The 12,488-nt window shown below is 61.1% G+C and carries 12 protein-coding genes and 1 pseudogene; all 13 read left to right on the top strand.

Going from position 1 to position 12,488, the window contains the following annotated elements:
• Positions 1–100: 100 nt before the first annotated feature.
• Entirely contained in the window at positions 101–2,125 is a 2,025-nt protein-coding gene (locus tag EN845_RS32760) for a conjugal transfer protein TraG (protein WP_063169233.1), read from the top strand.
• A 116-nt stretch (positions 2,126–2,241) separates the two neighbouring features.
• Complete coding sequence (locus EN845_RS32755) at positions 2,242–2,655, top strand: CopG family transcriptional regulator (protein ID WP_127309135.1); 414 nt, start codon at positions 2,242–2,244, stop codon at positions 2,653–2,655.
• A complete protein-coding gene (gene trbB / locus EN845_RS32750) occupies positions 2,652–3,620 on the top strand; it encodes a P-type conjugative transfer ATPase TrbB (RefSeq protein ID WP_024502850.1) in 969 nt (322 codons plus the stop codon). The genes EN845_RS32755 and trbB overlap by 4 nt, the downstream gene beginning before the upstream one ends.
• Positions 3,621–3,632: 12 nt before the next feature.
• Positions 3,633–3,941, top strand: coding sequence for a TrbC/VirB2 family protein (locus EN845_RS32745; protein WP_024502851.1), 309 nt, complete (start codon positions 3,633–3,635; stop codon positions 3,939–3,941).
• Complete coding sequence (locus EN845_RS32740) at positions 3,941–4,213, top strand: VirB3 family type IV secretion system protein (protein WP_024502852.1); 273 nt, start codon at positions 3,941–3,943, stop codon at positions 4,211–4,213. Before EN845_RS32745 ends, EN845_RS32740 begins: the two co-directional genes overlap by 1 nt.
• A complete protein-coding gene (gene trbE, locus EN845_RS32735) occupies positions 4,207–6,657 on the top strand; it encodes a conjugal transfer protein TrbE (RefSeq protein WP_063169232.1) in 2,451 nt (816 codons plus the stop codon). The genes EN845_RS32740 and trbE overlap by 7 nt, the downstream gene beginning before the upstream one ends.
• Positions 6,654–7,379 (top strand): P-type conjugative transfer protein TrbJ, encoded by a 726-nt coding sequence (gene trbJ, locus EN845_RS32730; protein WP_024502854.1) that lies wholly within the window; start codon positions 6,654–6,656, stop codon positions 7,377–7,379. Before trbE ends, trbJ begins: the two co-directional genes overlap by 4 nt.
• A 33-nt stretch (positions 7,380–7,412) precedes the next feature.
• Entirely contained in the window at positions 7,413–8,735 is a 1,323-nt protein-coding gene (gene trbL, locus EN845_RS32725; protein ID WP_127311891.1) for a P-type conjugative transfer protein TrbL, read from the top strand.
• Positions 8,736–9,467, top strand: coding sequence for a conjugal transfer protein TrbF (gene trbF, locus EN845_RS32720; protein WP_063169230.1), 732 nt, complete (start codon positions 8,736–8,738; stop codon positions 9,465–9,467).
• 1 nt (position 9,468) lies between these two features.
• Positions 9,469–10,494, top strand: coding sequence for a P-type conjugative transfer protein TrbG (trbG, locus tag EN845_RS32715; RefSeq protein WP_164548809.1), 1,026 nt, complete (start codon positions 9,469–9,471; stop codon positions 10,492–10,494).
• Positions 10,491–11,705, top strand: a complete 1,215-nt coding sequence (locus EN845_RS32710) for a TrbI/VirB10 family protein (protein ID WP_063169228.1) — start codon at positions 10,491–10,493, stop codon at positions 11,703–11,705. Before trbG ends, EN845_RS32710 begins: the two co-directional genes overlap by 4 nt.
• A gap of 12 nt (positions 11,706–11,717) precedes the next feature.
• Entirely contained in the window at positions 11,718–11,960 is a 243-nt protein-coding gene (locus EN845_RS32705) for a DUF2274 domain-containing protein (RefSeq protein ID WP_024502859.1), read from the top strand.
• A gap of 335 nt (positions 11,961–12,295) precedes the next feature.
• Positions 12,296–12,488 (top strand): annotated as a pseudogene (locus EN845_RS32700) (IS5/IS1182 family transposase); the annotation flags it as partial.

The raw sequence follows: 12,488 nt of genomic DNA, 5'->3' as shown, positions 1-12,488 counted from the left end.
CGTAGGAAGTCGTTCATTGCTCCCAAATCGTATGTGAGGAACATTCCTGTCCCGGCTGCGCCGCGCGATGCTAGGTCGCGTTGTTCAGCGGGCCAAGCCGATGACACCTACGAAGCTACTGATCGGGCAGATCGCCGTTGTGTGCGCAATTGTCATTATCGGCGTATGGACGGCAACCCAATGGTGCGCTCAAATGCTGACCTACCAGACGCCTCTCGGCGCACCATGGTTTCTCTTCGCCGGCTGGCCAATCTACAAGCCGTGGAAGCTGTTTGAATGGTGGTTCCACTTCGATGCTTATGCGCCGGAGGTCTTCGACAAAGCCGGTACGCTTGCAGGCGCCAGCGGATTCCTGGGTTGTGCCGCCGCAATCGCTGGCTCGCTTTTGCGCGCGCGACAGCGCGGGTCGGTTACGACCTATGGGTCTTCACGGTGGGCCACGACTCATGAGGTCGAGACGGCAGGGTTGTTACGGCCGGCGGGCGTTTTCCTCGGTAGGCTGAACGATCGCTATCTGCGCCATGACGGCCCGGAGCACGTCATGGCATTTGCGCCGACGCGTTCGGGCAAGGGCGTGGGGCTGGTTGTTCCAACGCTACTTTCCTGGACCGGGTCTGCCATCATTCATGATATAAAAGGCGAAAATTGGCAGTTGACCTCCGGCTGGCGGTCGAAATTCTCGTACTGCCTTCTGTTCAATCCGACCGACCCGAGATCGGCACGCTACAACCCGCTGCTGGAGGTGCGCAAAGGCCCAGATGAGATCCGGGACGTTCAAAACATCGCCGACATCCTCGTCGATCCCGAGGGCGCGCTGGAGCGACGGAACCACTGGGAGAAGACCAGCCATTCACTCCTAGTTGGCGCCATTTTGCACGTGCTCTACGCTGAAGAGGACAAGACGCTGGCCCGCGTCGCCACCTTCCTGTCGGACCCGCAACGCTCGTTTGCCGCAACGCTACGGCGGATGATGACGACAAACCATCTCGGGACGGGGCATAACCCTCAGGTCCATCCCGTAGTGGCCTCGGCGGCTCGCGAACTCCTGAACAAGTCGGAAAACGAGCGCTCAGGCGTCCTCTCGACCGCCATGTCCTTTCTCGGGCTTTATCGTGATCCAACGGTCGCGGCGGCCACTTCGTCCTGCGACTGGCGCATCGCTGACCTAGTGGATGGAGAGCGACCGCTGTCGCTCTATCTGGTCGTGCCGCCTTCGGATATCTCGCGCACCAAGCCTTTTGTGCGACTGATCTTGAACCAGATCGGCAGGCGGTTGACGGAGCGTCTGGAGGGGGACCCGAAGAAGAGCCGTAAGCATCAGCTGCTCATGATGCTGGACGAGTTTCCGGCGCTCGGTCGCCTCGACTTCTTCGAAACGGCGCTCGCCTTCATGGCAGGTTATGGCATTCGCTCCTATCTGATCGCACAATCTTTGAACCAGGTTTCAAAGGCCTATGGCGAGAACAATGCTATTCTCGACAATTGCCACGTGCGAATTGCCTTTTCCTCCAATGACGAACGCACGGCCAAGCGCATCTCGGATGCCCTCGGCACCGCAACCGAACTTAGGTCGATGCGCAACTATGCGGGCCATCGGCTTGCGCCCTGGCTTTCACATGTCATGGTGAGCCGCCAGGAAACCGCGCGCCCGCTCCTGACGCCAGGCGAGGTGATGCAATTGCCGCCGTCAGACGAATTGGTCCTGGTTTCTGGGTTGCCGCCGATCCGCGCCAAGAAGCTGCGCTATTATCAGGATCAGAATTTCACAGATCGGGTGCTGCCTGCGCCGGTGCTGCACGACGGACCCTATGCGGACTGCCCTGCATCACGCCCGGACGGCTGGACTGGACAAGTGTGCAGCGTCGATAGCCGACTTGCTGCGGACGAGGAAAGCGCCGACGCGCCAGTTGAAGACGAGGGAGGCGTTCAGCAGCAACGCCATCCAAGCCTGCCCGAAGAAGACGTTGTTGTCTCTCAAGAGCCCGATCAGGCCGATCTGTACAAGCCCGCAGACGATGACAGCGAAGCGCTCGCGGACAAGCGTGTCATGGATCGGATTTCCACTGCGGCCCGCGTCTACGGTATCAACGAGGGCAGGGGCGACGATGTCATTCCCGGCTTCTGAAGTCCGCTGAGTTGCAGAGCGCACCTCAGCGTAGATAACGGCCATAAGCAATTTTGAGCGTCTGGCCGATGCTTCTCCCGTCGCCGGCGCAACGCCGGGCCGTCGGAACGATCCGCATGAAGCCGCACCGCATTCGCCATCAGTTTCTGCTTGAGCCGGAGCTCAGCGAGAAACTGGACAACCTCAGTCGCGATCCGTCAACGACCAAATCAGCGATCGTGGGGAAGGCGATCGAGGCGTTCATCGAGCGGCGTGGCGAGAGCGAGTTCGATCGGCGCTACGGCGTAAGGCTTGACCGGCTCTCCCGCGATCTTGCCCACGTCAGGCGCGATTCCGAGGTGATCCTGGAGAGCCTGGCGCTCTTCATCCGCTTTTCGATCACCCTTCACGCCCACACGCCGGTCCCGGATCGGGCAACGCAGGCTATTGCCCAAGAGCGTTTCGAGAAATTCGTTGAGAAGGTCGGCCGCCACATCGCTTCCGGCAAAAAGTCGCTTAGCAAAGACAATGGTGGGGGAGGGGAAGGATGAGCTCTCATCCCGAGGCCGACCACCGGCGGCGTGTCATGCTGCGCACCGCCATGGGTCCGGCAATCACCGAAGCCCTGGCCGATCCGTCCGTCATCGAGGTGATGGTCAATCCCGACGGCGCGCTGCGACTCGACCGGTTAGGCGAAGGTCGGGTCGATACCGACGTTCACATGCACCCGTCCGAGGCAGAACGTATCATCCGCCTGGTTGCTTCGCACGTGCGCGCCGAGGCGCACGCCGACAACCCGATCGTCAGTGCCGAATTGCCGTCTGGCGAACGCTTCGAAGGCCTGCTGCCACCTGTGGTGTTGGCGCCATGTTTTGCCATCCGCAAGCCCGCCGCGAAAGTCTACACCCTGGCCGACTATGTTGCCGAACGCATCATGCTGCCGCTGCAGGCCGATGCGCTGAAAAAGGCCGTCCGCGAGCGGCGCAACATGCTGATCGCCGGCGGCACTTCCTCGGGGAAGACAACACTCGCCAACGCTCTGCTGGCTGAAGTCGCCGAATGCGACGATCGGGTGATCCTGATCGAGGACACACGCGAACTGCAGTGCGCGGCCAGGGACTGCGTTGCCCTGAGAACAAGGCGGGGCTCGGTCACCCTTGCCGATCTCGTGCGCTCGACGCTGAGGCTCAGGCCGGACCGCATCATCGTGGGCGAGGTGAGGGGCGCGGAAGCGCTCGACATGCTGAAGGCATGGAACACCGGGCACCCAGGCGGCATCGCTACCGTACACGCCAATTCCGCGCGCTCGGCTCTCTATCGCATTGAGCAACTCGCCCAGGAAGCGGTGGTCACCGTTCCCCGCCGGCTCATCGCTGAGGCGATAGATCTGATCGTCTTCATAGCGGGACGCGGCTCGTCGCGCCACATCGACGCAATCGCCGAGGTCACCGGTCTCGACGGCAGCGGCGATTACGCCGTTGCCCCGCTCACGCTTTCGCAACTCCAGCAGCTTTGAAAGGCCTTCCTCATGCGCAAGAAGCTTCGCTTTCTTTCGTCCACAGCGCTCGCGTTTCTTATCACGGCCCCGGTTTATGCCGCCGGCTCCGGCATGCCGTGGGAGCAGCCGCTGCAGCAGATCCTGGAGTCCGTGCAGGGACCGGTCGCCAAGATCGTTGCGGTGATCATCATTATCACCACCGGCCTGACGCTTGCCTTCGGCGACACCGCCGGTGGTTTTCGGCGCCTGATTCAGATCGTCTTCGGTCTGTCGATCGCCTTCGCGGCATCGAGCTTCTTCCTCTCCTTCTTCTCCTTCGGTGGTGGGGCGCTCGTCTGATGGCCGCCGGGGAGCAGCATATCGAGGGCTTCGCAGTACCGGTCCACCGGGCGCTGACCGAGCCGATCCTGCTCGGCGGGGCTCCGCGCGCGGTGGCGATCCTCAACGGTACAGTGGCCGCGGCCATTGGCTTCGGCTTGCAGCAATGGATTGCTGGTCTGGTGCTTTGGATCGCAGGCCACTCGTTAGCGGTGTTTGCCGCAAGACGCGATCCGGACTTCGCCAGCGTGCTTGTGCGCCACCTACGTCTGAAGGGGTGGCTTGCATGCTGAACCTTTCGGAATATCGAAGCAAAGCCGACCGGCTTGCCGACCATCTACCCTGGGCTGCCTTGGTGGCGCCCGGCATCGTGCTCAACAAGGACGGCAGCTTTCAGCGGACGTTGCGGTTCCGCGGCCCGGATCTCGAAAGTGCGACGGAGGCTGAACTCGTCGGCATTTGCGCCCGGGCGAACAATGCTCTCAGACGCCTTGGCTCTGGCTGGGCATTGTTCTTTGAGGCCGAGCGCACAGAAGCGCTGGGCTATCCGAACTCGCATTTTCCTGACGCCGCGTCGTGGCTGGTCGACGAAGAACGCCGCGCTGCTTTCGAGGGGAAGGTAGCGCACTACGAGAGCCGCTATCATCTGACCTTGGTGTTTATGCCACCGCCGGACGCCCAGGCGCGCGCAGAAAGCACGCTCGTCGACTCTCATTATTCCCGAGGAGAAAGAGACTGGCGCCAGGATCTGGCGAGGTTCCGTGACGAGACCAACCGCGTGCTCGATCTCTTCTCGGGTTTCATGTCCGAAGTACGCGTCCTCGATGATGCTCAGACGTTGACCTACCTCCACGGCACGATTTCGCCTCGTCGCCATCCTATCATGGCCCCGGAAACGCCGATATATCTGGATGCAATCCTGGTCGATGCGCCGCTTACCGGTGGCCTGGAGCCGATGCTGGGTGAGCAGCATCTTCGCACACTGACCATCCTCGGCTTTCCGAACCTCACCCGGCCCGGAATCCTCGATACCCTCAATCATCAGGATTTCGCCTATCGCTGGATGACGCGCTTCATTCCGCTCGAGAAAACGGAAGCCACGAAGACGCTGACGCGATTGCGCCGGCAGTGGTTTGCCAAGCGCAAATCGATCGTGGCAATCCTACGCGAGGTCATTACCAACGAGCCGGTCCCGCTTGTCGATAGCGATGCCGACAACAAGGCGCTCGATGCCGACGAAGCCCTTCAGGCATTGGGCGGTGATCATGTGAGTTTCGGCTATCTCACCACCACCGTGACGGTGTGGGGCGAGGATCGCCAAGCCGCTGCAGAGAAGCTTCGCGCGGTCGAGCGCATCATCAATGGGCTCGGCTTCACCACGATCCGAGAAGGCGTCAATGCGGTCGAGGCTTGGCTCGGCTCATTGCCTGGCCATGTCTACGCTAACGTTCGCCAACCGCTCGTTCATACATTGAACCTTGCCCATCTCATGCCGCTGTCGTCGGTTTGGGCCGGTCCTGCGACAAACGAGCATCTCGCGAAAGTCACCCAAACCGAAGCGCCACCGCTTTTCGTTGCCGAGACCAGTGGGTCGACACCGTTTCGGCTTTCCACCCACGTCGAAGATGTCGGCCACATGCTGGTTGTTGGTCCGACCGGCGCCGGCAAGTCGGTTCTGCTTGCTCTGATTGCTCTGCAGTTCAGGCGCTACGCCGGCGCCCAGGTTTATGTCTTCGACAAAGGCAATTCGGCCCGTGCTGCAACACTTGCCATGGGTGGAGAACACCACGCGCTAGGAGCGGACGGTTCCCTTGCCTTTCAGCCACTGCGCAGCATCAACGACCAGGCTAGCCGAAGCTGGGCGGCCGAATGGATCGCCAGCCTTGTTGCCCACGAGAACGTCACCGTCACGCCGGAGGTGAAGGAGGCTATTTGGTCAGCGCTGGCCAGCCTTGCCACCGCGCCGGCGCAGGAACGCACACTGACCGGTCTTTCGGTCCTGCTTCAATCCAATGCGCTGAAGACCGCATTGATGCCCTACACGCTCGACGGTCCCTTCGGCCGCCTGCTCGATGCCGATCATGATGGGCTGGCCTTGTCGGATGTGCAGTGTTTCGAGACCGAGGAGTTAATGCACAGCCAAAGCGCTTTGCTGCCGGTGCTTACCTATCTGTTCCAGCGACTTGAGGAACGGTTCGACGGACGGCCCACGCTGATCATGCTCGACGAGGCGTGGGTCTATCTCGACAATCCGCTGTTCGCCGCCCGCATCCGCGAATGGCTGAAGGTGCTGCGAAAGAAGAACGTGTCGGTTGTCTTCGCTACGCAGTCGCTGGCTGATATCGCGGGCTCTGGCATAGCGCCGGCAATCATCGAAAGCTGCCCGCAGCGCATTTTCCTTCCCAATGATCGTGCCGTGGAACCCCAGGCGCGCACAGCCTACGAGCGCTTCGGTTTAAGCGAGCGGCAGATCGAATTGATCGCCCGCGCCACGCCGAAGCGTCAGTATTATCTGCAATCGCGCCGCGGCAACCGTCTGTTCGAGCTCGAGCTTGGCCCCATCGCTCTTGCGCTTTGCGGTGCTTCCGATCCGGCCACGCAGACTCTGATCGACAGGATCATGTCCGAAGACGGGCAAGGCAGCTTTGCCTCGCAGTTCCTGATCGCGCGCGGCCTCGATTGGGCCGGCGAACTTCTCAAGCAATTCCCTCAACCAGACAAGGAGCAATTCTCATGATGCGGCGACGCCTTCTCTCCGGCCTGATCACCGTTTCCCTGATCGCCAAGCCTATGGCCGACTATGTGCAGCCCGCCTACGCCCTTATCGTGTTCGATCCGTCCAATTATGCGCAGAACGTGCTGACGGCCGCGCGCGCATTGGAGCAGATCAACAACCAGATCCAGTCGCTGCAGAATCAGGCGACCATGCTGCAGAACATGGCGCGCAATCTTCAGCGTCTGGATTTCTCTTCCGTTGGCCAACTCACCGGTTCGCTCCATCGCATCGACGGCTTGATGGACCAGGCGAGTGGCCTCAGCTTTGATCTGGGCAAGCTTCAAGACCAGTGGCGCAGCCAATATCCGGAAAGCTACGACGCCACGATCAAAGTCAGCGATGTGGCGAGTGCTGCGCGGGAGCGTTGGCAAACCGCCATGCAGGCGTTCCGCCAGACCATGGGTGTCCAGTCGCAAATCGTCGAGAACGTCCGCGCCGACGGCGATCTGCTCGCCGATCTCGTCAACCGCAGCCAAGGGGCGGCCGGTGCGCTTCAGGCAAGCCAGGCCACCAACCAGCTGATGGCGCTTTCGACAAAACAGCAGATGCAGATCCAGACGCTGCTCGCAACGCAGTTTCGAGCTGAGGCCGAGGATGCCGCCCGCAAGGCCCAGTCAGACGAAGCCGCCCGCGAGATGACGAAGCGATTCTTGGGTACCGGCTCGGCTTATCCCGGCAATTAATCACGAGTTCATCACGACGAGAAAGGCAGCGGCATGAACGACCTTGGCGTCATCGATCGCTTCATGGAGACCTTCATCCGCTACATCGACAGCGGGTTCGGTCTGCTATCGGGCGACCTCGCCTTCCTCACTACCATTCTGATCGGCATTGACATCACACTTGCCGGCCTGGCGTGGGCGCTCGGCGACGAAACCAGCGTTCTCGGCCGGCTTGTCCGCAAGGTGCTCTATGTTGGCGTCTTCGCCTTCATTCTGAACAATTTCAAGAACCTCGCCGATATCGTTTATCGTTCTTTTGCCGGTCTCGGGATTAAGGCGTCGGCCGGCAATCTGTCGGCAGACAATCTCTTGCGCCCGGGCCGCATTGCCGCGACCGGTTTCGAAGGTGCTTGGCCAATGCTTGACCAAGCCAGTCAGCTCCTGGGCTTCCCGGAAATCTTCGGCAACGCACTGACCATCTTCGTGCTGCTGATGGCCTGGTTCCTGGTCATCATCGCCTTCTTCATCCTTTCCATCCAGCTTTTCATCACCATCCTTGAGTTCAAGCTCACCACGCTGGCAGGTTTTGTTTTGGTTCCATTCGCACTTTGGAACCGTTCAGCGTTCCTGGCCGAACGCGTGCTCGGCCATGTTATCTCGTCAGGCATCAAGGTGATGGTGCTCGCCGTCATTGTCGGTATCGGCTCCACGCTCTTCGGGGAGTTCGCTTCCGCATTGCAAGGCAAGGAGCCGGATCTTGCCGGTGCCATGTCCCAGGTACTGGGCGCACTGGCATTGCTTGGCCTTGGCATTTTTGGGCCGGGGATCGCGTCGGGTCTTGTCTCAGGCGCACCGCAGCTTGGGGCGGGCGCCGCCCTCGGCACGACCGCGGCGGCAGCGGGTGTATCACTCGTTGCTGGAGGCACAGCATTTGCTGGCGCGCGTATGGCAACCAGCGGCGGTGTCGCCGCCATCCGAGCCGGCACAACAATGGGATCGGCTGCTTCCACGTCATGGCAGATCGGGCGCGCAACCTCGCCCGACGCTGGCCTCTCCGGTGTGGCTGCTGGAATGCATGGTGTAACCAGTGCAGCTGGCGGCGCCGCTATACGCATAGCGCGATCCGCCACTGCAAGTGTTGGGCGCAACGCCGATGCCGGGCGCGATGCCGCGTGGACCGCGACCGGCGGCACGCCGACAGCGCCAATGACCGAACGCTCTGCCGGTTCGGCCACTGTTTCGGCGCCGACGTGGGCAAGGCGCCTACGTTCTGAACAGACCGCCCGTGCAAATCGCCACGCTGCCATGCAAGCTGTCCGAGACGGAGACCGGCCGGGAGGCAGCGCCAACCCCTCTCTCAACGACAAGGATGACTAGATGCTCTTCAAGCGACCCGTGCACCGTTACGGCAAAACACCCGAACCGGTCACGCCGTATCAAAAAGCCGCCCAGCTGTGGGACGAGCGCATCGGCTCATCTCGACTGCAGGCCAGGAACTGGCGGATCATGGCCCTTGGCTGCCTGGCCTTGGCGACCGGGCTTTCCGGCGGACTCGTATGGCAGTCGATGCAAAGCCGTGTCGTGCCTTATGTCGTCGAGGTCGATGGCTTCGGCGAGACGCGCGCCGTCGCGCCGGCGATCCGGAATTATGAGCCCTCGGATGCTCAGATCGCCTGGCATCTCGGCCGCTTCATCCAGAATGTCCGTTCCGTTTCCACCGATCCGGTTTTGGTACGGCAGAACTGGTTGGCAGCGTACGACTTTGCTAGCGATCGCGCAGCGCTCTTCCTCAACGAATACGCCAAGGCGAACGACCCCTTCGGTCAGATCGGAACGCGCAGTGTTTCGGTACAGGTCACCAGCGTGGTCAGAGCCTCCGAAAGTTCATTCCAGGTCAAATGGACCGAGCAGGTGTTTGAGCGCGGAAGCCTTGCCAGCACGATGCGCTGGACTGCGATCCTCACGATCGTGATTCGCTCGCCAAGCAATACGGATCAGCTGCGCAAGAATCCGCTCGGCGTCTTCATCAATGCCATTGACTGGTCACGCGAGCTCGACAGCGCCGTCCCAACCCCCCTTTCTCCGACGGAGTCCACCAATGAAAGGTAAAATGTCACCGATTCGTGCCGTGCTGATCCTATCGGTGTCGGCAGCGGTCGTTTCCGCTTGTGCATCGAAGAAGGTGCCGCCGCCTGAGATTTCCTATGACGCTGCCGACTTCAAACCGGCCGCGATCGAAAAGGCGCCGGAGAGGCCGATTAGAATTGTCGAGGTGCCAAAACCACTGCCGCTGCCTGGCCAAATGCAGCCCGAGCCCGGCAAGGCCGAGGACAAGCGCCCCCCTGAAGAACGCGTCGCTGATGCCAACAAAGCCGCGACCCAGCAACCCACCAAGTACGGGTATGTTAATGCCGTGCAAGTCTACCCCTTCACCGATGGCGCGCTTTATCAACTCTATGCCGCGCCGGAGCGCGTGACCGACATCGCTCTGCAGCCGGGCGAGAAACTAACCGCCGTGTCGGCTGGCGACACCGTGCGCTGGGTCATTGGCGATACCGCAAGCGGCACCGGTGACAATCAGCGCACCCATGTTCTGGTAAAACCCTTCGCGCCGGGTCTTGCCACCAATGTCGTCATTACGACGGACCGGCGGACCTATCATTTGCAGCTTCAAAGCACCGAGAAGACCGCAATGGCGGCAATCTCCTGGACCTACAGCCAAGACCAGATCATCGCGCTTCGCCAGCGCAATGCTCAAGCCGAGGCAGTTACACCGGTCGCGTCGAATATCGCGCTCGAAAACCTTCGCTTTCGCTACTCAATCAGTGGCGACACACCGCCCTGGAGACCGACGCGAGCCTTCGACGACGGCAGCAAGGTCTATATTGAGTTCCCTCGTCGCATAGATCAGGGCGAGGCGCCACCACTCTTCATCGTCGGCGCAGATGGGAGCAGCGAGCTCGTCAACTATCGCGTGCGCGGCAACTATTACATCGTCGATCGGCTCTTCGCCGCGGCCGAACTTCGCCTCGGCACCAAGCGGCAGCAGGTGATCCGCATCAGCAGGATTGACGGCAGGCAACCGCAACGGCGGATCTCGCTCTTTCGCGGCAGCCGGCGAGGTGAGGACTCATGATCGAAAATTCCCGCTCTGGCATCCCGCCGAAACTGGATCCCGAGGAACTGCAGCTTCGGGCCTCTCCCCGCCGCGTGGTGCGGTTCAGGCGCGGTGTGATCATCGCGATCGCAGCGCTCGGATCCGGCGCTGTCTTCGGCGTTACCATGATCGCCCTCCAGGGGCCGGCCCTTCGCATCAGGGATCAGGCGGAAGATCTCTACAACACTGAGCGCAAACCAACCGCCGAGGGGCTCGATACGCTTCCCCATGACTATTCCGGCATGAAGCCGAAGCCTCCCGTCCTTGGGCTACCTTTGCCGGGCGACCTCGGCCGCCCCATCCTCGAGCGGCAGCGCCAGCTCGGCATCGTGCCGGGCCAAGACATCTCGGCCGAGGAGCAGCGTCTAGCGCAGCAGGCGATCGAAGCGCGTGAATCGCGGGTGCTTTTCCGCGTCGAAAATCGAGCTCAAAAGACAGATGTCGGAGAGAGCGTGCAAACTGCTCAGCATCCATTTGAGGCGCTTCCCCAATCCGAAGCAGGACGCGCGTCAGCCTCGGTGGCGGCGGCGGAAGGCGACCAGAACAATCAGCAGCGAAAGCTTGATTTTCTCAGCCAGCGGAGCACTGGCGGGATCTACAATCCGCATGCGCTGCAGACGCCGATCTCGCCATATCAACTGATGGCTGGCAGCGTGATTGCCGCCAGCCTGATCACCGGCATCAATTCCGATTTGCCGGGCCTTGTCGTCGCGCAAGTCACCGAAAATGTGCACGACACGGTCACGGGCAACATATTGCTGATTCCGCAGGGCTCACGTCTTATCGGCGTCTACGACAGCGTCGTCGCGTTCGGGCAAAAGCGAGCGCTGCTGGTCTGGCAGCGCATTCTGCTGCCCGACGGCTCGTCGGCCGAAATCGACAATCTGCCCGCGAGCGACACCGCCGGCTACGCAGGGCTGGAAGACGAAGTCGATTTCCACACTTGGCAGATGATCAAGGGAGTGGCGCTTGCCACATTGCTCGGTGTCGGCACAGAATTCAGCCTCGGCGAAAACGAGAGCGATCTGGTCAAGGCGATCCGGGAATCAGCCCAGCAGAACGCCAGTCGAGCCGGCCAGCGCATCACCGAAAAAAACCTCAATATCCAGCCCACCATCGTCGTCCGCCCAGGTTGGCCACTGCGCGTCATCGTGCACAAGGACATCGTGCTGCGGCCATACGCCAGTTGAGCAGGAGTTATCATGGCTGACCTGAAACTTGGAAAACTTCCGGACCGAACAGCTTCGAAGATCACCATTACCGTCAGCGCGGAGCTGAGCCAAACACTCAAGGAGTATGCTGCACTTTACCGTCAGACCTATGGTCAGTCTGAAACCGTGGCAGAACTCATCCCTTTCATGCTGGCGGCGTTTCTGGAAGGCGACCGAGCCTTTGCCAAGGCCAGAAAGGAACGTCTGCCGACGGAGCTTGCCGGAAAATCGTGACTCCTCCGCTAGGGCAGCTGGAACATTGCCTAGCTGTCGCGACCTACCTGCTCCTCGCGAAGCATAGGATCAAACACCTTGGAATGCAGGTATGCGCAAGAGATGATGTGGAAGGAGATACCGCGCAACAGCCTAAGTTTGCATTTTCGATTTGGTCGGCCGTGAACTATCCGCAAGCCATTGATCTGGCCTGTTGATTGAGGCGGATAGCGGCTTTGGAATTGCAGGATTAGCGGTATTTGGACGCTGTTTTCCTGCAATTCGGTTTTGCGATTCCCTTGTGGCGCGGAGCGTGATTCACTCGGTTCGGCGGCGGCGAATCGAGGGGACAGCGAATGTCCAGGCCACGCGAGAAGCGCGAGACGGGAGAGCAGGACCTGTTCCGCTCCCGGCTCGACCAAATCATCAACATGAAGCACGAGCTGGTGCGGCTGGCGCAGGCGATCGACTGGCCGGTGCTGGAGGAGCGTTTCGGCGCCGTCTATTCGGACGGCCCCGGCATGCCGCCGCTGCCGACCCGGCTGATGG

The sequence above is a fragment of the Mesorhizobium sp. M8A.F.Ca.ET.202.01.1.1 genome (genome assembly GCF_004791595.1).
Taxonomy (GTDB): Bacteria; Pseudomonadota; Alphaproteobacteria; order Rhizobiales; family Rhizobiaceae; genus Mesorhizobium.
The sequence above is the reverse complement of the archived record's forward strand: the minus strand, read 5'-3'. Positions and strand labels throughout refer to the sequence as shown.